Origin of the sequence: Blautia sp. AM42-2 (assembly GCF_003480245.1) — a bacterium.
GTDB classification, from domain to species: Bacteria; Bacillota; Clostridia; order Lachnospirales; family Lachnospiraceae; genus Fusicatenibacter; species Fusicatenibacter saccharivorans.
In genome coordinates this window covers 74,234-98,199 of sequence record NZ_QUIM01000010.1, presented here as the reverse complement: position 1 = coordinate 98,199, position 23,966 = coordinate 74,234, and the positions used below count along the sequence as shown (strand labels likewise).

At 49.3% G+C, this 23,966-nt stretch carries 19 protein-coding genes, 2 tRNA genes and 1 other RNA gene; 2 read left to right on the top strand and 20 right to left on the bottom strand.

The annotated features are described in order from the left end of the window. Positions 1-87 precede the first annotated feature (87 nt). From DW915_RS11715 to DW915_RS11635, 17 genes are all read right to left on the bottom strand, one after another. Entirely contained in the window at positions 88-642 is a 555-nt protein-coding gene (locus DW915_RS11715; RefSeq protein ID WP_055228382.1) for a DUF3793 family protein, read from the bottom strand. Positions 643-660: 18 nt separating this feature from the next. Beyond that, entirely contained in the window at positions 661-951 is a 291-nt protein-coding gene (locus DW915_RS11710; RefSeq protein WP_022462751.1) for a DUF2325 domain-containing protein, read from the bottom strand. Between the two features lie 364 nt (positions 952-1,315). Continuing rightward, positions 1,316-3,403: a heavy metal translocating P-type ATPase gene (locus DW915_RS11705; protein WP_118742173.1), complete on the bottom strand. Its 2,088-nt coding sequence runs from the start codon at positions 3,401-3,403 to the stop codon at positions 1,316-1,318. A gap of 97 nt (positions 3,404-3,500) precedes the next feature. Then, positions 3,501-3,812, bottom strand: coding sequence for a DUF6110 family protein (locus DW915_RS11700; RefSeq protein WP_022462749.1), 312 nt, complete (start codon positions 3,810-3,812; stop codon positions 3,501-3,503). A 176-nt stretch (positions 3,813-3,988) separates the two neighbouring features. Continuing rightward, positions 3,989-4,444 carry a transcriptional repressor gene (locus DW915_RS11695; protein ID WP_022462748.1) on the bottom strand — a complete coding sequence of 152 codons (456 nt, stop codon included), beginning with the start codon at positions 4,442-4,444 and terminating at the stop codon, positions 3,989-3,991. A gap of 33 nt (positions 4,445-4,477) precedes the next feature. Next, positions 4,478-4,612 (bottom strand): FeoB-associated Cys-rich membrane protein, encoded by a 135-nt coding sequence (locus DW915_RS11690; protein ID WP_022462747.1) that lies wholly within the window; start codon positions 4,610-4,612, stop codon positions 4,478-4,480. 97 nt (positions 4,613-4,709) lie between these two features. After that, positions 4,710-6,860, bottom strand: a complete 2,151-nt coding sequence (gene feoB / locus DW915_RS11685) for a ferrous iron transport protein B (RefSeq protein WP_022462746.1) — start codon at positions 6,858-6,860, stop codon at positions 4,710-4,712. A 116-nt stretch (positions 6,861-6,976) separates the two neighbouring features. Then, the gene (locus tag DW915_RS11680) at positions 6,977-7,198 is read right to left on the bottom strand and encodes a FeoA family protein (RefSeq protein ID WP_022462745.1); all 222 of its coding nucleotides are present in this window, start codon (positions 7,196-7,198) and stop codon (positions 6,977-6,979) included. Positions 7,199-7,217: 19 nt separating this feature from the next. Beyond that, entirely contained in the window at positions 7,218-7,427 is a 210-nt protein-coding gene (locus tag DW915_RS11675) for a FeoA family protein (protein WP_022462744.1), read from the bottom strand. A 232-nt stretch (positions 7,428-7,659) separates the two neighbouring features. Then, positions 7,660-9,834, bottom strand: coding sequence for a M3 family oligoendopeptidase (locus tag DW915_RS11670; protein WP_055228385.1), 2,175 nt, complete (start codon positions 9,832-9,834; stop codon positions 7,660-7,662). A 16-nt stretch (positions 9,835-9,850) separates the two neighbouring features. Beyond that, a complete protein-coding gene (locus DW915_RS11665; RefSeq protein ID WP_055228386.1) occupies positions 9,851-10,447 on the bottom strand; it encodes a Maf family protein in 597 nt (198 codons plus the stop codon). Positions 10,448-10,629: 182 nt separating this feature from the next. Continuing rightward, positions 10,630-10,980: RNase P RNA component class A (rnpB, locus tag DW915_RS11660), an RNA gene on the bottom strand. Positions 10,981-11,080: 100 nt separating this feature from the next. Beyond that, positions 11,081-12,736: a nucleoside kinase gene (locus DW915_RS11655; protein WP_055267351.1), complete on the bottom strand. Its 1,656-nt coding sequence runs from the start codon at positions 12,734-12,736 to the stop codon at positions 11,081-11,083. A gap of 117 nt (positions 12,737-12,853) precedes the next feature. Beyond that, a complete protein-coding gene (locus DW915_RS11650; RefSeq protein WP_022462740.1) occupies positions 12,854-13,552 on the bottom strand; it encodes a tRNA (adenine(22)-N(1))-methyltransferase in 699 nt (232 codons plus the stop codon). A gap of 29 nt (positions 13,553-13,581) precedes the next feature. Beyond that, positions 13,582-14,724: an RNA polymerase sigma factor RpoD gene (gene rpoD, locus DW915_RS11645; RefSeq protein ID WP_022462739.1), complete on the bottom strand. Its 1,143-nt coding sequence runs from the start codon at positions 14,722-14,724 to the stop codon at positions 13,582-13,584. A gap of 105 nt (positions 14,725-14,829) precedes the next feature. Beyond that, on the bottom strand, positions 14,830-16,608 hold the full coding sequence (dnaG, locus tag DW915_RS11640) for a DNA primase (RefSeq protein ID WP_022462738.1): 1,779 nt from the start codon (positions 16,606-16,608) through the stop codon (positions 14,830-14,832). Positions 16,609-16,624: 16 nt separating this feature from the next. Then, positions 16,625-17,632, bottom strand: coding sequence for a deoxyguanosinetriphosphate triphosphohydrolase (locus DW915_RS11635; protein WP_022462737.1), 1,008 nt, complete (start codon positions 17,630-17,632; stop codon positions 16,625-16,627). 203 nt (positions 17,633-17,835) lie between these two features. Here DW915_RS11635 and DW915_RS11630 point away from each other — a divergent pair. Further along, positions 17,836-17,920: transfer RNA gene (locus DW915_RS11630), tRNA-Leu, on the top strand. Positions 17,921-17,945: 25 nt separating this feature from the next. Continuing rightward, positions 17,946-18,030 (top strand) — tRNA-Leu (locus tag DW915_RS11625). 124 nt (positions 18,031-18,154) lie between these two features. Here the strand turns inward: DW915_RS11625 and ilvA are convergent. From ilvA to smc, 3 genes are read right to left on the bottom strand one after another with little or no spacing between them, the layout of a single operon-like run. Beyond that, entirely contained in the window at positions 18,155-19,366 is a 1,212-nt protein-coding gene (ilvA, locus tag DW915_RS11620) for a threonine ammonia-lyase (protein ID WP_117802587.1), read from the bottom strand. A gap of 35 nt (positions 19,367-19,401) precedes the next feature. Next, the gene (gene ftsY / locus DW915_RS11615; protein WP_022462735.1) at positions 19,402-20,343 is read right to left on the bottom strand and encodes a signal recognition particle-docking protein FtsY; all 942 of its coding nucleotides are present in this window, start codon (positions 20,341-20,343) and stop codon (positions 19,402-19,404) included. Positions 20,344-20,403: 60 nt separating this feature from the next. Then, positions 20,404-23,964, bottom strand: coding sequence for a chromosome segregation protein SMC (smc, locus tag DW915_RS11610; RefSeq protein WP_118742172.1), 3,561 nt, complete (start codon positions 23,962-23,964; stop codon positions 20,404-20,406). Positions 23,965-23,966: the final 2 nt, after the last annotated feature.

Sequence of the window (23,966 nt, the reverse complement as noted above, 5' to 3'; positions counted from 1 at the left end):
CAAATCCTTCTTTCTTTATTTTCTGATTCCGGGGGATTTTTCTTTCCCCGATCCTACTGCCCTTTTTATGGTATGCAGGATTTTATGTTAAACAGCTACGGTGAGCTGTAAAACGCTTCTTCCCTGCTTCCAGAGACGCAGATACACGTTTCTGCATTTCTGATAGCGCTGAAATGTTTTCTGTGTTTCGCACTCATTGCAATAGACCTTCCAGCATCCCTTGCATTTATAATTGTGGCCTTTGTTCTCAATAAAACCGATCACATCACCGAGCGGATAGTTGAGAAACACACCGATCTCATGCGGAAATCCTTCTTTACACTCTGCTACCCGGGTTTTCAGGCGATTCAGTGCATAGGCAATGTCTGTATTTTCATATCCATAGGATTTTAAAAACGCTGCATTCTCCGGATTTTCCAGCTCCTTCTGGAGAAGCCCTTCACGGTACACATAGACCAGTGCTCTCGTCTCATGCTCCCGCAATACAAAGATGTGAATTCCTTTTGGTTCCAGACAGGCACTCCAGTATGAAATCTGATCTTCCAGTTCTTCTTTGGATGAAAATGTCATATTACATAAATTTGCGGCTTTGATGGAAGCCAGCGTTGCCGAACAGTGTTCGATCAGAAATCTCTCAATCATGCCTTTTACGTCTCCTTCTTACATTGCTGCTGCGCAGTGCTCATCTAATACCGAGCGAAGTGCGGTGGCACTGCTGGTATGGATTCTTGCGATCGGAATATTGTTTTTCTTTGCTTCCTGGGAAGCAGTGATGACCATTTTGTGGGATACGGTGTTGGTAAAGAGAATCATCAGATCCGGATTCCCAATTTTTTTCTTAACGGAGCCATGCTCTTTCGGGAACACCTTTGCTTTACATCCATAGTCTTTACAGATATCTGTATATTGACACACCATTCTTTCATTTCCACCGATAATTACGACACTCATCTTCTCTACCTGCCTTTCTGTTGTTATCTTATGCTACTTGAAATTAGTTTATTCTAACTCCTGTGTTTTAAGAAAGAATCCATCTACCGGGATCCCGTATGATTTTTGGTTTTATCCGTTGTACTTTAGTTAGCTACATCTAACTGTTGGGTATATCATACCGTTTTTGTCGGATTTTGTCAAGGATATCCTGCAAATTTTTCCGGCTTTTCTTGAGAAAATTGTATCATTTTCTTTTTCACATCACACTGGTGAAAGAATATTCGCAATGGAAGCAGAGACTTTCCCTGCTTTTGTTAAAAAGCCGCTGGAATCTTAAGAAGAAGACTCCAGCGGCTTTCCCGTTGCTATTCTGTTCTGTTTTTTATACCGGCTCGTCCAGCAGGTTACCCATACTCTTTAAGCCAATGTAAAGAGTAGATGTATTGTGAAGCAGTGCGGAAGTGGTTGGCTGTAAAATGCCGCCCACGCCGAGCAGAATCAGTCCGGCATTGAACGTAACGATAAAGCGGTAATTCTTATGAATCCGTTTCATCAGACGGTTGCTCAGCATACGAAACACCAGAATTTCTGCCAGATCGTCTGCGGCAACGGTGATATCCGCGATCTCACGCGCAATCTCTGCGCCCTCGCTGATGGCGATTCCAACGTCTGCGGCAGAAAGTGCCGGTGAATCGTTAATACCGTCACCGATCATAATGACTTTACGTCCCTCTGCTTTTTCTTTCTCCACAAAGTTTGCCTTATCCTCCGGCAGTACCTCAGCATAGTACTCGTCCACGCCGACCTTCTTCGCGATCGCTTTTGCCGTGCGCTCGCTGTCTCCGGTCATCATGACGATCTTTTTCAGACCTGCTTTTTTCAGCTGACGGATAATTTCGGCCGCCTCCGGACGAAGCGGATCCTCAATGCAGATAACTGCTGCAAGTACACCTTCTAAGGCAAGATAGAGATGAGAATACTCCTCCGGCAGATGACGGAACTTCTCTTCCATTCCTTCCGGAATGATACTGTTCTCATCCTCAAATACGAAGTGATAACTTCCAATAATCGCTTTTTCGCCATTGATCGTTGTAGAAATACCGTGTGCAACGATATATTCTACTTTGGAGTGCATCTCCTCGTGATCCAGATGTTTCTCTTTTGCCGCGTCTACTACGGCTTTTGCCATGGAATGCGGAAAATGCTCTTCCAGGCAGGCTGCGATGCGCAGAAGCTCATCCGGGCTCTTTGTTTCGCTGAAGGATACCACCTCTGCTACGGTCGGCTGCGCTTTTGTCAGTGTTCCGGTCTTATCGAAAACGATCGTATCCGCTTCCGCCACAGCCTCCAGGAATTTACCGCCCTTTACGGTGATCTTGTGCTGGTTTGCCTCGCGGATTGCAGAGAGAACGGAAATCGGCATGGCAAGTTTTAACGCACAGGAGAAGTCTACCATCAGAATAGAGAGTGCTTTCGTTGCATTTCTGGTCAGAAGATACGTCAACGCCGTTCCGCCAAGGGAATACGGTACAAGACGGTCTGCCAGATGCTCTGCCTTGCTCTCCAGTCCGGATTTCAGTTTCTCGGACTCTTCGATCATCGCGGTAATCTTCTCGTAACGGCTGGATCCGCCGGTCTGCTTCACAAGAATGGTAAGCTCGCCCTCCTCAAGAACCGTTCCCGCATAGACAACGGAACCTAAGGTACGGCGTACCGGAACAGATTCTCCGGTCAGAGAAGCCTGGTTTACCATACCCTCGCCGTTGGATACCTCGCCGTCGAATGGAATCAGATTTCCCATATGTACGACAATCTCGTCGCCCGCAACAATTTTTTCAGACGGAACGAGAATTTCCTGGCCGTCTTTTTTCAGCCATACCTTTCCGACGTTCAGCGACATGCTACGTGCCAGATCTCCGACGGATTTTTTATGCGTCCATTCCTCAAGCAGCTCTCCTACGCCGAGCAGGAACATGACAGAGCCTGCGGTTCCATAGTCGCCGCGGAGCATCGAAACACCGATTGCGGTTGCATCAAGAACCGGAACTTCGATCTTTCCCTGTGCCAGTGTCTGGATTCCTTTCCAGATATATTTTACGGAAACAACCGTAGTATAGATGGCACGGATCGGTGCCGGAAGAAGCCATTTTCTTCCAAAGTGGTAAATCACTTTGCTGATCAGCTTTTCCTGATATTCGTTGTTTAACGCTCTGCCGGAGCTCTCAAGCAGTCCGGTCGGCAGCTCTACTTCCTCGTAGTGGAAGAGCTGTATCATCCGAATCACAGCGGCTCGTTCTCCCTCGTAACAGATCACGGCATCGCCGGTTCTGTCATATACCTTCGCGAAAGATACCTGGTTCTGATTCTGCAGATAGTACAGCAGTGTCTCTGCCTGTACGGAGGACATGCGCTTCTGTGCCAGATGGATTCGGATTCTGCCTCTGCTTTCGTGTTTAATATAAAATTTCAAATCTTATGCCTCCTAGAAAAACACCTGCAGAGAATTCTGCAGGCGTTTTGTTTTTTCCGTATGAATACGACGTAAATCAGATGTTGCTGTGTACAGCTTATGCCTCAACCGTATCCTCTGCTTCTGCTTCAACAGCTTCCTCTGCTGTCTCTTCAGCTACATCCTCTACTGCCTCTTCTGCTGCTTCACGCTCTTCGTTGATCTGTTTTGCGTCAGCATAGATGTCCTCCGCATTCTCCTGGATGGTCGTTACCGTATCCATAACAACTTTCTTTGCACGAAGAACAGCTGCGGTGCAGTTGGTGTAAAGTTTTTTCGCATCCTTGCTGGACAGTGCTTTGATACCTGCTGTTCCGAATAATACTCCTGCTGCGAAAAGTCCTGGATGTTTTAAATCTTTGATTGTCATATTACATTTCCTCCTATTGTTAAAATAAATTTTTCCTGAATTTTACATCTTCCCCCGCTGTGGTTCACAGTATAGCACTCACCTGCTCGGTTAGACAATACGTACAGTTCTTTTTGATAATTATTTTCATTAAAACAGGGAAAACGGAAGGAATTTTCACCCGTTTTCCCCGTTTTTCAGCCTTCCACCGCTGAAACAATCACATTTTCAATATCCTGATTCTGAATATAGCCCTTTGCCTTCAGTCCGGATTTCATCACGTCCATCCACATCTCTCCGCTTAAGCGGCAGATGGTATGATCGCTCAGTTCTACGGTACAGCCCTGATCTTTGAAGCATTCTTCTCCACAGGCAATCTTGTAAAAATTTTTGCGGCTGATTGCACCGATGCTCTCCAGTGTATTCACCATGCGATACACCGTAGCAGGCCCGATGCTGCTGTCTTTCTGCAGAGCTTTATAGTAAATTTCTTTACAGCAGGAGCACTCCTCTTCCAGGATAATATCGAGCAGAATCCGTCTCTGTCTGGTTATTCTGCATCCCTGTTCCCGGAGCTTCTGAATAATCAGTTCTCGCTTCATCTGTGTTCTGTGATAATTTCTGGCTTCATGCTTTGTCTGTTCCTGCGGCATACGTTCTACCTCCTGATGATGATTCCTGTCCTGTCAGTCGCAATGTCCCTTGCACTGCCCGCAGTTACCACCACAGCTTCCCTTGCCACTTTTTTTATCTTTAATCATACTGCGTACTGCAAGTCCTACCAGACCAACAACGACTACAAGTGTGATAAAAGTTCCCATAGAAACAACTCCTTTCTTTTCAAAAGAGTCCGCATCCTGCAGCGGATGCCGGATACGGACTCTTCATCAGATACATGTTCTCTATCTGTCACAGCAATTATTTGCTGAACATTTTGTTGGTGGAAACGCTCAGAGTTGCGCTCTCTTTGTAAGGTCTTACCAGCAGATATACAAATCCAATGATGAGCAGAACAGCAACTACCGTTCCGATTCCAAAACCGCCGCCGATGAACAGGTTACCGATCTGATAGATGCACAGGGATACAACATAGGCAAGCAGTGTCTGATATCCGATTGCAGTAAAAAACCATTTGGTATTGTTCATCTCACGTTTGATTGCACCCATTGCTGCGAAGCACGGTGCGCACAGAAGGTTGAATACCAGGAAGGAATAAGCTGCTACCGTAGATAAGCTTCCTGCGAGCTGTCCCCAGATCTCGGCGCCGTCTTCTGCAACTTCACCAAAGCCAAACAGGATACCAAAGGTACCAACAACGTTCTCTTTTGCGATCAGTCCGGAAACAGCTGCAACAGCCATCTTCCAGTCGCCCCATCCAAGAGGTGCAAACAGAGGAGCGATCACGCTTCCGATGGAAGCCAGGATACTGTCATTTAACTGCTCGGCTTCCAGCATTCCGAAGGATCCGTCAACCCATCCGAAGTTCATCAGGAACCACAGAACGATGGTGGACATCAGGATGATGGTACCGGCTTTTTTGATGAAGGACCAGCCACGCTCCCACATGCTGCGAAGAACGTTGCTTACCGTCGGCCAGTGGTAAGCCGGAAGCTCCATAACAAACGGAGCCGGATCACCGGCGAACAGTTTTGTTTTTTTCAGGATGATACCGGAGCAGATGATTGCTGCAATACCAACGAAGTAAGCACTTGGTGCAACCCAGGAAGCTCCATTAAACAGGGCGCCTGCGATCAGGGCGATGATTGGAAGTTTTGCTCCACAAGGTACAAACGTTGTTGTCATGATGGTCATTTTACGGTCACGGTCATTCTCGATGGTACGGGAAGCCATGATACCAGGAACACCGCAGCCACTTCCGATCAGCATCGGAATGAAGGATTTTCCGGAAAGTCCAAATTTACGGAAGATACGGTCCATGATGAATGCAACACGCGCCATGTAACCGCAGGACTCCAGAAATGCCAGGAACAGGAACAGTACCAGCATCTGCGGTACGAATCCAAGTACGGCACCAACACCGGCAACAATACCATCCAGGATCAGACCCTGCAGCCAGTCAGCGCAGTGGATCGCGTTCAGCAGATTTTCAATGGCCGGCGGAATGATCTCTCCAAAGAGTACATCGTTGGTCCAGTCCGTTACAAAAGTACCTACTGTTGTGACAGATACATAATATACAACCCACATAACAACTGCAAAGATCGGAAGTGCCAGCCAGCGGTTGGTTACGATCCGGTCGATCTTATCCGATGTTGTCATGGCGTTTTTCTTGTTCTTTGTGACACAGTCGCCGATGATGCTGGAAATATAAACGTAACGCTCGTTTGTAATAATACTCTCGGTATCGTCATCAAATTTGTCTTCCAGCTGTTTGATCTCGGCAGATACATCCGGAACGGATTTCATCTGCTCTGTGATCTTATCATCTTTCTCCAGAAGTTTGATTGCAAAGAAGCGTTTCTGCTCATTTACAATATCACTTCCGAGTTTGCTCTCAACGGTGCGGATGACTGCCTCCACATCCTTGTCAAACTCATGAACCGGTACAGCAGCACCTTTTTTCTGTGCAATCTGCACTGCTTTATCAGCAGCTTCTTTGATTCCGGTTCCTTTCAGAGCAGAGATGGTTACAACTTCACAGCCCAGCTTTTTCGCCAGTTTGTCGATATGTATTTTGTCTCCGTTCTTCTCAACAATATCCATCATGTTGACAGCCATGATCACCGGAATACCAAGTTCCATGATCTGTGTGGACAGATACAGGTTACGCTCAATGTTGGTACCATCTACGATGTTCAGGATCGCATCTGGTCTTTCATTAATCAGGTAATTTCTGGCTACCACTTCCTCCAGTGTATACGGAGATAAAGAATAGATACCCGGAAGGTCCATGATGGTGACATCTTTGTGGCCTTTGAGCTTTCCTTCTTTTTTCTCGACGGTTACACCTGGCCAGTTTCCTACGAACTGGTTGGAGCCTGTCAGTGCATTGAACAATGTTGTCTTACCGCAGTTCGGGTTTCCTGCGAGTGCAATCTTAATTGCCATTTTTTCCATGCCCCTCTTTCTTTGATTTTTACTGATTTTAATAACTTCACAAGCCTTACCAATATTGGCTGCAGCTTGCTTTTGTTAGCATCCGCTAACAAGCAGGCAAAAAAAATTTACTCTACTTCAATCATTTCGGCATCTGCTTTTCTTAAGGATAATTCGTATCCTCTGACGGTTACTTCGACCGGATCGCCGAGCGGAGCAACTTTGCGCACGAATACGTCAACACCCTTGGTGATTCCCATATCCATGATTCTTCTTTTGACCGGACCGGAGCCGTTGAGTTTTACAACTTTAACGGTTTCTCCTACGGAAGTCTCTTTTAAAGTCTTCATCTTCTCTCCTTCTTTCCTATCAAATCAGGATTTTGGCTGCCATATCTTTTCCAACGGCTACCCTGGAATCTTTCACATTCACGATGAGATTGCCGTCGATTTCCGATACGACTGTCACGTTTCCGCCAACGACGAAGCCAAGATTTTCAAGAAATCTTCTGGTCTCTTCTTTTCCGCCAACTTTTCTGATTGTGTAACATTCGCCTGGATTTGCCATCGTTAAAGGCATAGTCAATTACCTCCTGTGTATGATAATGAGTTTCATCTCTATTTCAGTTGTTAGTATATGCTAACGTACGTTAGATGTCAACTGCTTTTTTACTATTTTTTTGTATTTTTTTCTGAAATTTACTCCGTTACTGAGAAAAAGCCTTCGTTAAGGGCCCTGTTTTTTTGAAAAATAAGGCAGAACAGAGAAATTTCGTATCTCCCTGTTCTGCCCTTTTTGCTTTCCATTTTTTTTAGAAACGGTACATCATCTTATGCCATTTTGCACCGCCATGTGTCGAGTCGGAAAGTTCAATATATTCGTATCCGATCCTTTTGTAGAATGGAATCATATGATCCTTGCACGTAAGAACAACGGCTTTTTTGTCACGCTCTCCTGCGCTTTTTACCATATGACGCATCAGTGCTTCTCCAATGCCCTGTTTCTGGAACTTCGGATTGACGTCCAGTCCGAAAATCATCTGATAATCGCCGTCCGGGTTGTGCAGCGTGGCGTCATGGTAGAGTGCATCCGCCAGATAATCGGTATCCGCACAGCAGCCATTGCAGAAGCCTGCGATTTCGCCGTCTTCGGTTTCCGCTACAAAAAAGCTGTTTTTGCAGGTTTTGTACCGCTCCATGAAGTCTTCATAACCTGCCGCCTCGGCAGCCGGGAAACATAGCGCCTCCACCTCGGCTACCTTTTTCAGATCTTCGTCTTTTACCGGACGGATCGTATACTTTACTTTTCGTTTTAAATAGGGCTTCAGTCCCGCAACGACTTCTTCCACCGTTCCATCCACGAACGGATTCTTCAGTCCGGCCAGCTCCAGCAGTGCAAAATATCCCTTGCTTCCGCCTGCCTGGCAGAGACGGTAATAATCGCCCCACGCCTTTTCCGGCTCTTTTTTGGAACGCTCAAAGAACTGGAAAGCACAGATCTGTGCCAGCGCATAATCAATATAATAGAACGGGTTCACAAAGATATGCTGCTTCTGCATCCAGAAACCGCCCTCCTCGAGGAACTTGTGGCCGTCATAATTTCTCCATGGCATATAGGTCAGCTCTAACTGATGCCAGATCGCACGGCGCTCCTTGGCCGTCATGCCGATATTTTCAAATACCTTATGCTGGAACTCATCCACACATACCATGTACGGAATCACTTCCAGCGCGCTCATCAGGTGCGCATAACGGTAATCATCTGCTTTCTCTCCAAAGAATGCATTCATCCAGGGGTATGCGAAATGCTCCATTGTCATCGAGTGAATCTCCGCCACCTCGCTTGTCGGGAATACCATATCCATAAACGGAATCTGTTTTGCCGCCGTATAAGCCTCGAATGCATGGCCCGCCTCATGAGTCAGAACATCAACGTCCGCGCTCGTACCATTAAAATTGGAGAAGATGAACGGCGCCTTGAACGTATTCAGAAATGTGCAGTAACCGCCTGTCTGTTTTCCCGGCTTCGTCTCCAGGTCAAACAGCTCATGCTCCACCATAAAATCAAAGAACTCACCCGTCTCTTTCGACAGCTCATGGTACATCTTCTGCGCCTTCGCAACCAGTTCCTCCGTCGTTCCTTCCGGAACCGCGTTTCCTTCCGGGAAAATCAGCTCCTCATCGTAATAATGCAGCCTGTCCACTCCAAGCCGTTTCTCCTGCTCCTTCCGAAGCTCCAGGCAGAGTGGTACAATCTTCTCCTTCACCTGCGCACGGAACCTTGCAACATCCTCCGCCGTATAATCGTATCTTCCATAGCTCAGGTAAATAAATTCAATGTAAGAAGAAAATCCCAGCTTCTTCGCAATTTTATCGCGCAGCGGAACCATCTTGTCATACAGCGCATCCAGCTCCCCGGAAATCTCTTCATACAAATCTCCCCATGCCGTCATCGCCTCTTTCCGCATCTGGCGGTCCGTACTCTGCATCGCCTTCAGCAGTCCATAAAAATTACACGTTTCGCCCTTAAATTCCGTCGAAGCATTCGCCGTAATTTTACTGTATTGCTGCGTCAGATTCGCCTCTTCGATCAGATCCTCCACGATACAGTCGTCCGCTAATTTTTGGCCAACCTCCATATTCTTCACAAAAAATTCCCCGAACTCCTCTGCAAACTCTTTGATAAACGGAGACTCCAGAATCACCTTCTCTGCCTTTTGTATCAGCAGATGGATCGCCGGAATCGTCTCATTCCAGAACTGAACCTCTCCTTCATAAAACGAATCTCTGGTGTCCACCGTATATCTTACCTGCGCCACTTCCGCCATTGTCGCCCAGGCATCCTCGCGCGTTTTTTCTTCCATAAAAAGTCCGCGCAGCTCCTCATATGATTTTGCCTCTTTGAGCGCCTTCGTATACGCTCTTACTTTTTCCCGCTCTGCCTCCATGTCCGGCCTTACGTATTCAATTTCCGAAAACTTTTTCATCTTCTCTTACCTCCTTCTATTCCAGAACGCCCAGATTTTTCAACTCATGATAAACCCGGGACGCCGGCAGTCCCATCACATTATAATAGTCTCCCTGGATTCCTTTCACAAACTTTGTCCCAAACACGGTCTGAATTCCGTATCCTCCAGCCTTATCCGACCACACAGGAGCCTCCCCCTCTTTCTCAAGAGCAAGATACCCGTTTATCTCCTCCTCTGTCATCGCATAAAACTCTACATCTGTGCGGTCACAGAACGATACCACACGCTTTGCGTCCCCCTCTGTTACCGCAATCGTAACTCCAGTATACACCTGATGCACCTTTCCCTGCAACTGCTGCATCATGCTTCTGGCATGTTCTATCCCCTTCGGCTTGCCAAGGATCTCCCCTTCAAAAGCCACAACCGTATCCGCCCCGATCACAACGGCATCCCCTTCGGTAATCTCCGCAACATCCAGACATTTCAGCCGTGAAAGCTCCTCCACAACCTTCTCCGGTTCCGCAGACGTCACAACTTCTTCCGCCCCTGAAGCCTGAACCTTACACCGTATTCCCAACATCTCCATCAACTCTCTTCTTCTGGGTGACCCCGAAGCCAATATCACTTTCATCCTGCTGTCTCCTTTATTTTTTCTTTCATGACATGCATTTTTTTCACACCATGCAGCGGTCCGCGGGAATGTGCGGCTTGCGCCAGATGGCCGGATAAAATAAGTACGCCGGGAACAAACACAATCCACTCGTGTCCGTTCCCGGCGTACTTATTTTATCCAGATGCCTGAATTTCCGTCTTATGCAAAGCAAAACGATAAGCCGGGTTATGTCGTGTGTAATCATCTATCCAATGGAACTGTCGCCAGTCCCCTTAAGCGACCCACCTGAAAACATGACGGGCAGCCATATACGTTTTCTATTCGGTCTTGCTTCGGATGGGGTTTACATGGCTTTCTCTGTTACCAGAGAAACGGTAGTCTCTTACACTGCCTTTCCACCCTTACCAGGAAAAACCTGGCGGTATCTCTCTGTTGCACTATCCCTGGAGTCGCCTCCGCCGGACGTTATCCGGCATCCTGCCCTGCGAAGCCCGGACTTTCCTCACCTGGCCCCTTTCGGTCCTGCCAGCCGCGATTACATATCTTACTTTGTCAAAAACGGAACATCAGACAGTTAATAATCATACCACAAACTCTCTTTCTTGTCCATCCCCAAATCGCAGATCCCACAAAGCCATACAAAACAGCCTTTCACACATCAAAGCAGCTTCCCCCCACAAACTCCCGCAGAATCGAATTCTTGGGAATATCCTCAATCGGCACCCCGACAAAATAATCCAAAAACTTCAGCAGCCGCTTTGCCTCCTGGTACTCCGGCTCTCCCTCCTCAATCTGGAACAAAAGCGGCTCCGCATACAGCTTCAGCACCGAAAGCTCATACACCAGCGCTGAATTGAACATCACATCCGCCTTCTCCTGATTCGGGAAAATATTACGATCTTCCCCGCGGCGCACCGACGGCCACATCGCAATCGTCTCCTTCGCCGACGTCGCCCGTGTCCGGCTGTCACGCACCATACGCCGGATCAGCCGGCCATCCGTCGTCGGAATCCGGTTGTGTTCATCCACATTAATCTGCGTCAGCGCACTGATATAAATCCGGAATTTACTTTCCGAAGGAAGCGACCACGTCAGTTTTTCATTCAGCCCGTGAATCCCCTCCAGCACCAGCACATCAGTCTCCTTCATCTGAATAAAATTCCCCTTGTACTCGCGCTTGCCCGTCTTAAAATTAAAATACGGCAGTTCCACACGCTCTCCGTTCAAAAGTGCTGTCATATCCCGGTTCAAAAGCTCGATATCCAGTGCTTCCAGGCATTCAAAATCATAGTCGCCGTTTTCATCCCGCGGCGTATCTACCCGGTTCACATAGTAATTATCAAGGCTGATCGGATGCGGCGTCAGACCATGCGCCGAAAGCTGGATCGACAGCCGGTTGCAGAACGTCGTCTTTCCGGAGGAAGACGGACCCGCAATCAGCACAAATTTAACCTGCTTTCTTTCCGCAATCTGCTCCGCAATCTTCGCAATCTTCTGCTCCTGCAGCGCCTCCGCAATCAGCATCATCTGCTGAATATTGCCCTTCGTGATGCGTTCATTTAAGTCGGCAACCGTGGAAATTCCCATCTGCTCACCCCAGCGCTCCGATTCCCGCTGCACCTGGAACACCTTCGGGGAGAGATTCGCCGCCGGCACCGTCTCCGGCGCCTTTTTCTCCGGCATCTGCAGCACAAAGCCGTCATCGTATAAATAGAGATCAAAATACTTCAGATAACTCGTATCATACGTCATAAATCCATAATAATAGTCTTCAAAATCCCCGAGACTGTACAGATTCACACGGGAGACACGGCGGTAACGGAACAAGCGGTCTTTATCCGTCATGCCATGCAGCCGGAACCGTTCTCTCGCCTCGTGCGTATCGACACTCCGCTTATAAATCGGCACCGCCTTTTCCACCTGTTCATGCATATACGCTTTTACTTCGTCCAAAAACGCCTGATTCAGCGTGATATCGCCGTCCACCGTGTAGAAAAAGCCCGAACCCGCCGAAAAATGCAGCATCACATGGCGGATCTTATCGTAGCCTCCCACATGATACACCGCTTTTACCAGCAGAAGAGAAAGACTCCTCTGATACGTTTTATGTCCGATCTCATCCTCCGTTGTCACAAATTCCAGTTCACAGTCTTTTTTCAGCTGTTTGTGCAGCTCCCGCAGCCGTCCGTCCACTTTCACAAGGACAATCGGCGCGTCCATTGTTTTTTCAAAATCCTTTGCAATCTCATAATAAGAGCAATTTTCCGGATATTCGTATCCTTTTCCATCAATTGTTACCTGAATCAATTGTAATTCCTCCTTCTTGCAAAACTTTCTGAAAATTCAGAAGTGACAGAAAAGGCGCGCCCGAAAATTACAACTGCTGAAATTTTCAGACACGCCCCTCTTGTGCAAACGCTGTCGTTACATCGTATGGAAACGCGCAAGCGCAGATTCCAGTACTGCCTCTTTTTCTTTTAATTCCCAAAGGCGCTGTGCTGCCTTTTCACTGGAGTGATCCGAAAGCTGGCGGATCAGCGTCTGGTTCTGCTCCTGCTGTTTCAGAAGGTATTCCCTCAGCACCGGATTTTCCTTTTCCAGAAGGCGCGGTCCATAGAAAAGCTCCTCCGCCTTCAGATTCTCCTTTTCCCCTGGCACTGCCCGCAGAATCGGATAATATTTTCCATCCTCCTCTACAAAATTCTCCTGTGCAAGGAAAAATCCGTGTTCCAGAAGCCATGCACGCACGCGGTCGATATCCGACTGCGGCTCCAGGATCAGCTCCCGAAAACCGGACAGCAGCGGCTCACCTTCGCTTAAAATTCTTATGGTAAGCCCGCCGCCCATGCCCGCGATGAGAAGAGAATCACCCTCTCCCGCACGCAGGGCATGGAGTCCGTCGGAAAGTCTTGTTTCTATGTAGTCCCCCATCTGGTACTGCGCAATATGCTCCCTGGCCCGCTCCAGCGGTCCGCGGTTCACATCCATGGCGATTGCGGAGGAAATCTTCTTCTGTTCCAGCAGCGCAATCGGCACATAGCCGTGATCTGTTCCCACATCGACCAGGCAGCCGCCCGGGGTGACAAACTCCGCTACCGCGGAAAGTCTTTTTGATAACTGCATTTTCCTGTCGTCCTTTTCTTCCTCGCAGATTAGTCCAGGTAATCTTTCAGCTTTCTGGAACGGCTCGGATGGCGCAGTTTACGGAGCGCTTTCGCCTCGATCTGACGGATACGCTCTCTTGTAACATTAAACTCTTTACCAACCTCTTCGAGGGTTCTCGCACGGCCATCATCAAGTCCGAAACGGAGACGCAGAACCTTCTGCTCACGGTCGGTCAGTGTGCTTAAGACATCCTCCAGCTGCTCTTTCAGCATCGTGAATGCTGCCGCATCTGCCGGTACCGGCACATTGTCATCCTGGATGAAGTCACCGAGGTGGCTGTCCTCCTCCTCGCCGATCGGGGTCTCAAGAGAAACCGGCTCCTGGGAAATTTTCAGGATCTCGCGGACACGCTCCACAGACATATGCATCTCCTCTGCGATCTCTTCCGGCGTAGGTTCGCGGCCTAACTCCTGCAGTAACTGACGGGAAACGCGGATCAGCTTGTTGATCGTTTCTACCATATGAACCGGAATACGGATTGTTCTCGCCTGATCTGCAATCGCTCTTGTGATCGCCTGGCGGATCCACCACGTTGCATACGTAGAGAATTTGTATCCTTTGCGGTAGTCGAATTTTTCCACCGCTTTAATAAGACCTAAGTTACCTTCCTGAATCAGATCCAGAAACAGCATACCACGGCCTACGTAACGTTTTGCAATCGAAACAACAAGACGAAGGTTTGCCTCTGCCAGACGTTTTTTTGCTTCCTCATCTCCCTCTTCCATTCTCTGTGCCAGCTTAATCTCTTCCTCTGCAGAAAGAAGCGGCACTTTACCGATCTCTTTTAAGTACATGCGGACCGGATCCTCAATGCTGACGCCTTCCGGAACGGAAAGGTCGATGTTCTCCATATCGATCTCTTCTTCTTCAGAAAGATCGATGTCATCGTCGTCCAGAAGGAGAAGATCACGGTCTGCCGCATTTGGATCCTCGGTCATGTCTGAGAGACGCAGTACGTCGATGCCGCTTGCCTCCAGGTATTCAAATACCTTCTCCATCTGCTCCGCGTCCAGCGGCATATCGCGGAAAAAGTCGTTGATTTCCTGATATTCCAGGACGCTCTTTTTCTTTTTGCCGTATGCTACCAGCTCTTTTAATTTTTCCATAAATTTTGCTTTATCGAACTCCATTGACTGTCCATCCTTCCATAGCTTGTATATATTCTGTCCCTGCCCTGCGAAATTAAACACACAGAACAGAAGATTCCAGGGTTTTTCTTGGGTATCCAGTTTTGCTTAAAAAGTGAATTCCGGAAGCTCCCCTGCTTTCCACCGCTCCAGGCTTTTTTTACCTGCCATCAATTTCTGCAGCGCCGCCATATCGGTCACATTCATATGCGCCGACTGATATGCAATACTGTTCTCTTTCATATTGCAGATCACATCGTGCAGCGCGCGCCGTTTTTCCTCCTCTGTCTCCAGCGGGATTCTGGCATTAAAAAGGCCCGCAACTTCTTTCTGCTCCTCGGAATCAACAAACTGATTCAAAAGCTTTGCCGGATTTACGCCGCCCTCGTGGTACTGCAGCACAATCATCTCTGCAATCTGGTGGTAGAGAGGGGTGGTAAAATCCGCCGGCGTAATATATTTTTCCAGCTTTCCAATGAGCGCCGGATAAGAGGTCATCCACGTCAGCATCAGCTTCTGTGCTTTTTCGACGCCGCCCTCTTTTTCTTTTTTGTTTGAGGCTGTATTCCGCGGCTTTACGCTCTCCGTCCTTCCGGCTCCCGAGAGTGCCATCTGGCCGACCTGCTTGCGCAGTACCTCGACAGCAATGCCGTACTTTCCCGCCACAGCCTCAAGATAGCTGTTCCGCTCGATCTCATCCTCAATTGCCACAAGGCGGCGCACCGCTTCATGAAGAAAATCGGATTTGCCCTGCGGATCGGCAAGGTCAAAGTCACGCTCCTTCATACGGATCTCGTACAGAACGCTGTTTTCCGCCTCCTCCAGCCGTTTTTCGAACGCCTCACAGCCTTCGTGCTGGATAAACTCATCGGGGTCCTTATACGGCCTTAAATTGACGACACGCGTGGTAAGACCGACGCCCTTCAGCATCGGGATCGCACGGAGTGCTGCTTTGACACCCGCCTCATCGCTGTCGTAGATTACAAGGACCTCGTCGGTGTACCGCTTCATGAGCCCCGCCTGCAGCGAGGTGAGCGCCGTTCCAAGAGATGCCACCGCGTTGTTGAAGCCCGCCTGGTGCATGGAGATGACATCCATATAGCCCTCGCAGATGATCAGATTTTTCCTCCGCGAAGAGCGCGCCAGGTTCAGCCCATAGAGGTTGCGGCTTTTGTCGAAGATCTTTGTCTCCGGCGAGTTCAGGTATTTCGGCTTTCCATCCCCCATCACACGGCCTCCGAAGCCGATCACGCGGCTGTTGGCATCCATGATCGGATAAATGACACGGTTCCAGAATTTGTCCTGCATGCCGTGCACCTCGTCCGCCAGAAACAGGCCCGACTGACGAAGGATTTCATCGTCATACCCTTTTTCTTTTAAGAAACGGTACAGCAGGCTTCCGTACTTATCGGAGTAGCCAAGGCCGAATTTCCGGATCGTATCATCCGAAAGGCCGCGGCCCTTCAGGTAATCATAGCCCTGCTTTCCACGCTCGGTGTGAAGCTGGTAATAATAGAATTTCGCCGCCTGCTTGTTGATCTCCAGCAGCGTATTCTTTAAATCCGCCTGCTCCTTTGCTTCTTTCGAATACTCCATCTGCGGAAGCTCCACCCCGGCCCGGTCCGCCAGAAATTTCAAAGCTTCCACAAACGTAAAGTTTTCATATTCCATCAAAAACGTAAAAACATTTCCTCCGGCTCCGCATCCGAAGCAGTAATACATCTGCTTTCCTGGGCTGACGGAAAAGGAAGGGGACTTCTCATTGTGGAACGGGCAGAGCCCGAAGTAAGAGCTTCCTCTTCTTGTCAGCTTTACGTAGCCGGATATCACATCTACGATGTCATTTTTCATACGAATCTCTTCCACTAAATCATCGGAATATCGCATTTTTTCCTCCCTGTATCTAATAAACCGCCCAGGCTTTCGGCACGAACAGCTCCTCGTATTTGTGCATGGAATACTGATCGGTCATACCGGCAATGTAGTCGCATACCACCTGTGTCTTGTCCTCGCCGCACCCGATCAGATTCCGGTACTCGCGGGACATCTGCTCCGGATGCTCCTGGTAGTAGGTGTAGAGGGAAATCAGCATCTTCTTTGCCTTCTCTTCCTCTTTTTTCGCCTCCGGGTTGCGGTAGACGTTCGCGAACATCAACTCCCGCAACATGCGCATGCCCTCGGCAATCTCCGCCGACTGGCGCACATACTCCGTTCCGCGGCTCTGCTCCACAATATCGTGAATCAGCGTATTGAGCCGCTCGCGGCACGTATCGCCAAGAATAACGCGGATCGTAATCGGGATGTCATCCTCGCTTAAGATGCCGGCACGGATGGCATCGTCCATATCGTGGTGGATGTAGGCGATCTTGTCGCAGAGACGCACAACCTGTCCCTCCAGGGTCGACGGCTTTCCCGCCGTGCGGTGGTTCAGAATTCCATCCCGCACTTCCCAGGTCAGGTTCAGGCCCTGTCCTTCCTTTTCCAGAACCTGCACGACACGGACGCTCTGTTCCGCGTGGCGGAAGCCCCCGGGATGCACCGCATTGAGCGCCGCTTCCCCGGAATGGCCGAACGGCGTGTGGCCGAGATCGTGGCCGAGCGCAATGGCTTCGGTCAGATCCTCATTCAGATTCAGCGCCCGCGCAATCGTGCGGGCAATCTGGGACACCTCGAGTGTGTGCGTCAGGCGGGTCCGGTAATGATCGCCCTGCGCAGCGAGAAACACCTGTGTTTTGTCTTTCATCCTGCGAAAGGCTTTGGAATGGAGAATCCGGTCCCGGTCTCTCTGGTAGACGGTGCGGATGTCACACTCCGGTTCATATCGGTCCCTTCCTCTGGAATTCCGGCTGTGCGCCGCATAAGGACTCAGCTCCTGAAATTCCCGTTCTTCAAACGATTCTCTCAAGTTCAAACGAAGACCACCTCTTTCCCGGTAATATGCCTGTAACAGTTCTTTTCATTGTCCTCCTATTTCCTATATTCGGTGCCCGATTCCGATTTCCTTTTTTATTTTTCAAATTTTTCAAATTTTTTCAAAAAAAGTGTTGACGGCTTACAACTCTGGTGCTATAATACATCTTGTCGTCAGCGAGATGACAAAAACTTAAAGAACATGCGGAAGTGCTGGAATTGGCAGACAGGCCAGACTAAGGATCTGGTGGTCATTGCGATCGTGTGGGTTCAAGTCCCATCTTCCGCATGAAATTTAAAAAACTACATAACATGCGGAAGTGCTGGAATTGGCAGACAGGCCAGACTAAGGATCTGGTGGTCATTGCGATCGTGTGGGTTCAAGTCCCATCTTCCGCAGAACGAAAACCCTTGTGCATGCAAGGGTTTTTTCCTGCTCAAAAAAATCAGAGGAAATTCCTTTCCGGATCCCTCTGATTTTTTATTTTTCTTTTTTTCAGAATTTTCTCTGCAATTTCTGTTTTTACAGGTTCGGCCTTACAATCTTCGGTGTATAACCAGCCTCTTCCAGTGCTTTGACGATACGGTTCTTGTGATCGGTGCCGAATGCCTCCATTGTGATGCGGAGCTCTACTGCAGCACTTCTGTTCGTTGTAAAGAACTGGTTGTGGTCCAGTTTGATGACGTTTCCGTTCTCGTTTGCAATCACCTGGGAAACGCGTACCAGCTCGCCTGGTTTATCCGGCAGAAGAACGGATACAGTAAAGATACGGTCTCTCTGGATCAGTCCGTTCTGGATGACGGAAGACATGGTGATGACGTCCATATTTCCGCCGCTTAAGATCGAAACAATCTTTTTGCCCTTGACATCCAGATGCTTTAATGCAGCCACAGTCAGAAGACCGGAGTTCTCAACGATCATCTTGTGGTTTTCTACCATATCAAGGAATGCTACGATCAGCTCATCATCATCCACGGTAATGATCTCGTCCAGGTTCTGTCTTACATACGGGAAAATCTTGGTTCCCGGTGTCTGTACTGCAGTACCGTCTGCAATTGTGCTGACAGGAGATACGGTCGTTACCTCGCCTTTTTCAAAAGAAGCCTTCATACAGGCTGCTCCGGACGGCTCAACACCGATGACTTTGATGTTTGGTTTCAGCAGTTTTGCCAGTGTGGAAACACCGGTAGCCAGTCCGCCTCCTCCGATCGGAACAAGGATATAATCTACGAGCGGAAGCTCCTGAATCACTTCCATAGCGATGGTTCCCTGGCCGGTTGCAACGGTCAGATCATCGAACGGGTGAATAAAGGTATAGCCATGCTCTGCTGCAAGCTCGTATGCTTTTGCACATGCCTCATCGTACACATCTCCGTACAGAACAACCTCAGCGCCGTAGCTCTGGGTACGCTCTACTTTGATGAGCGGTGTGGTCGTCGGCATCACAATGACAGCCTTTGCACCGTAGCATTTTGCCGCATACGCAACGCCCTGTGCATGGTTTCCTGCAGATGCGGTGATCAGTCCTTTTGCGCGCTCCTCTTCACTTAAGGTGCTGATTTTGTAATAGGCACCGCGCAGCTTATAGGCGCCGGTCAGCTGCATATTTTCCGGTTTTAAGTAGACTTTATTTCCCGTCTGCTCGCTGAAATATTTGCTGTAAACCAGTTTGGTCTCCTGTGTTACTTTTTTTACAATTTCAGACGCTTCCTCAAATTTCGGGAGTGTCAGCATTTCTTCTGCCATAGTCTTTTCTCCTTGTTGTCTTTTTAAGCATTCTCTTCGGATGTATGGAACAGTGCATTTACAAACTGGTCTGCATCAAATTTCTGCAGATCGTGGATGCTCTCGCCCACGCCGATGTATTTGACCGGAATATCAAGCTCGGACTGGATGGCAACGGCGATACCGCCCTTTGCAGTTCCGTCCAGCTTCGTCAGAATGATACCGGTGACATTTGCCACTTCCGCAAACTGTCTTGCCTGCTGCAGCGCATTCTGGCCCGTGGTACCATCCAGCACCACCAGCGTTTCCAGGTATGCCTCTGGGTACTCTTTTTCCAGAATCCGGTAAATCTTGTGGAGCTCTTCCATCAGGTTCTTCTTGTTGTGAAGTCTTCCTGCCGTATCACAGATCAGCACATCCGCATTTCTGGCTTTTGCCGCTGCGACTGCATCGTACACGATGGACGCCGGATCTGCTCCGTTCTGTCCGCCGATGATATCCACGCCGGCGCGGTGCGCCCACTCCGTGAGCTGCTCGCCTGCCGCTGCACGGAACGTATCTGCTGCCGCAAGAACAACCTTTTTGCCCTGATCCTTCAGAAGGCCGGCCAGCTTTCCGACGGAGGTCGTTTTTCCGACTCCATTGACACCGATCACCAGCACTACCGATTTCCGGTTTTCAAATTCATAGGCTGTATCGCCTACATCCATCTGTTTTTTGATGCTCTCGATCAGAAGCTGTTTGCACTCTGCCGGATCGGTAATGTGCTCTTCTGCCACCCGCTCTTTTAAGTGGTCAATAATTTTGGTCGTTGTATTGATGCCGATATCTCCCATGACGAGAATCTCCTCGATCTCCTCATAAAAATCGTCATCAATATTGGAATAGCCGCTGAAAATAGAATCAATTCCAGCTACAATGCTGTCTCGGGTCTTCGTCAGACCGTTGACAAGACGTTTGAAAAAGCCTACTTTCTCCTCCGCCATACCGTTCGCCTCCCTTTATCTTTTCTATCTTACTTCTTTCGTATTGTATCTTATTCGTTTCTATTTGTCCAGTTCTCCCTCGATCAAATCGACAGAAACAAGGGTAGAAACACCCTTCTCCTGCATCGTGATGCCGTACAGACGGTCTGCCGCCGTCATCGTACCGCGCCTGTGGGTGATGACGATGAACTGGGTATTTTTTGTCAGCTTATGCAGATACTGCGCAAAACGCGTTACGTTGGAATCGTCGAGCGCCGCCTCGATCTCGTCAAGTAAACAGAACGGGGACGGCTTTAAGTTCTGGATTGCAAAAAGCAGCGCAATCGCGGTCAGTGCCTTCTCGCCTCCGGAGAGCTGCATCATATTCTGCAGTTTCTTTCCCGGCGGCTGGGAAATGATGCGGATACCTGCCTCGAGTACATCCGTGTCCTCCTCGAGTTCCAGCGTTCCCTTTCCGCCGCCGAACAGCTGGCGGAACACGCGGTCAAACTCTTTCCGGATCTCCTCGAATTTTTCCGTGAACTGCTTGCGCATACCGGCATCCAGCTCATCGATGATGCCCTGCAGTGTCTCTGCCGCCTTGACAAGATCGGTGTGCTGTGCATCGAGAAAGGCGTGGCGCTCCGAAATCTCTTTGTACTCCTCAATCGCATTCACATTGACAGAGCCAAGCTTCCGGATCGCATCTTTTACTTCCAGCACACGCCGCTTTAATTCACTGCGCTCCGGAATCTCCTCCATCTGGAACTCTCTTGCGTGGCCCGGTGTCACTTCGTACTCTTCCCAGAGATACGAGGTCTGTGCCTCTTTTGTCTCCTCCAGCTTTTCTTTCTGGCTGTTCAGACGGAAGCACTCTTTGTCCATCAGGGAAATCTGGTCGGAGAGCTGATCCCGCTTCTCGAAAAATTCTTTGTGATCTGCGCTTAATGCTTCTTTTTTCTCCTGCAGTTCCACAATCCGGCGGTCTTCCTCTTCTTTTGCCTGCACTGCTGCTGCAATCGTCTTCTGGATCTCCACGATGTCCTGCTGTTTCCTTTTGACATCGTCTTTTTCCTCCGCCGCTTTTTCCAGCATGGTGCGGCTTTCCGCTTCCAGTTTTCCCGTCTCTTCCTCAAGACGGCGGATGTTCTGGGCAAGGAATCCATCCTTCTGGGACAGATTTGCGTAATTTAACCGGATTTCTTCAAGATCCTTCGTATATTCTGCTTCCCGGCGGCGAAGCCCTGTAAGCGCCTCCTGCGCCTTCTGGATATTCTCCTGCAGCGTGCTTTCCCGCTCCACCGATTCCTGCATTTCCTGACCGATGACTTTCCGGTTCCGCTCAATCTCGGCGATCTGATTTTCAATCTCGAGACTCTCCTTCTGAAGCGCTTCAAAATCCAGACGGATTTCCGTCTTTTTCTCGCGCGCTTTTTCCAGATTCAGGCGCACCGTATTCTGCTCGATGTACTGCCGCTGCAGTTTTTCATTCAGCTCGGTGCGGAGATCGCGGATTTCATTCCGCTTATTTTTCTTCTCTTCAAGTTCCTGCTGGATTTCCCGCAGTTCCTTCGCAAGACCCTGTACGCTCTTTTCGAGTTCCTCAATCTCACGCCGTCTTCCGAGCAGGTTGCTGTTGTTCCGGAACGAACCTCCTGTCATGGAACCGCCCGGGCTCAAGAGCTCGCCCTCGAGGGTTACCATGCGGAGCGTCTGACGGTATTTCCGCTTGATCACAATGGCATGGTCGATCGTGTCGACCACCAGCGTTCTTCCAAGCAGCTGTGCCACAAGGCCCTCATACACCGGGTCGTACGAAACAAGTGCATTTGCCACACCGAGCACACCAGTTTCTCTTGCCGCATCCTCATTCACCTGCGTTTTTTTCCCGCGCATACTGGTGAGCGGAAGGAACGTCGCACGGCCGAAATGGCCCCGTTTCAGGTATTCAATCAGGTATTTCGCCGTCGCCTCATTGTCGGTGACAATATTCTGAATGCTGCCGCCAAGTGCGGTCTCGATCGCCGTCTCGTACTTTTTCTCCGCCTGCAGAAGATCCGCCACAACGCCGTGGATGCCGGGATTCCGGTCTTTCTGCTCCATGACCTTCCGAATACTGTTTCCATAGCCGTCGTACCGCTCGGTGATGTTCTTTAAGGATTCGAGCCTTGACGCTTCTCTGTGGTAATTGGTCTGGCCGGCTTCCATCTCTTTCGTCTGGTTCGAGAGATCCGCCGTCAGCGCGGTAATCTTCTGATCTGCCTCCTGGTACTGCTGTTTCAGGCTGCTTACCGTCTCTTCGAGCGCTTCAAACGCGTTCTGCAGTTCTTCCATCTGCCCGTTCTGTTCGGACTCACTCGTCTTTAAATGCAGCACCCTCTGGCTTAATTCTGCCTTTCGGATGCCGATCTGCTCGAGCATCGCATCGTAGCGCTGCATTTTTCCCTTCGTGGAACCCCGCTGGTTCAGAAGGCCGATGACTTCGCTCTTATCCTGTTCACTCTGCAGCTCGACTGCCTGGATCTGCTCCTGGCATTCCGAGAGAGCGGCCTCTTTCTCACTCTTTTCCGTCTCTGACGCAAGAAGTGCTTCATGAAGCCCGTCCTTTTCTGCCTGATATGTATTTTTTTCTGCCGTCTTTGTGCGGCTCTCCGCGCGGATCGCCTCCAGACGTTCTCTTAATGTGTCGCTGTTCCTCTCCGATGCATGAATCTGCTCATTCAACACCTCGATCTGGTTTTCGAGCTGCTGACGTTTCAGTGCATTCTCCCCCGCCTGATCGCGCGCAGAAAGAATCGTCTGGTCCAGTTTTTCCTGCTCCTGTTCCAGCTTTTCATACTCCTGTTTCGTATGCTCAAAAGCCTCTTTCGTGCTCTTTAACTGCTCTTCTGTAATCCGGTACCGGTCTTCTACTTTCGCGAGATCGTTCCGGATGCGCTCCATCTCGAGCAGAAACATATTGATATCGAGGAGCTTTAATTCCTCTTTCTTCTTTAAATAAATCTTTGCCGTCTCAGACTGGCGTTCCAGCGGCTCTAACTGCCTTGTCAATTCCGAGAGAATGTCGTTGACGCGCACCAGATTCTGCTGCTCTTCCGCCAGCTTCTTTTCGGTCACGGCCTTCCTTCTCTTGAATTTGACAATTCCTGCCGCCTCGTCAAACAGCTCCCGGCGCTCTTCCGGCTTACCACTTAAAATCTTATCAATCTGACCCTGTCCGATGATGGAATAGCCTTCTTTTCCGATACCGGTATCGTAGAACAGCTCGTTGATGTCCTTTAACCGGCACGATGCGCCGTTCATCAGATACTCGCTCTCACCGGAGCGGTAGAGCCGTCTCGTCACCGTGACTTCCTCGAAATCGACATTCAGCTTGTGGTCGGAATTATCGAGTGTAATTGCAACCGACGCGTAGCCGAGCGGCTTTCTCGTCTCGGTTCCGGAGAAAATAACATCCTGCATATTTCCGCCGCGGAGCTGCTTGGCGCTCTGTTCGCCGAGCACCCAGCGCACCGCATCGCCAACATTGCTCTTTCCACTGCCGTTCGGCCCTACAACGCCGGTAATACCGTCGTGGAACTGCAGAATGGTTTTGTTGGCAAACGATTTAAATCCCTGCATTTCAATGGATTTGAGATACATAA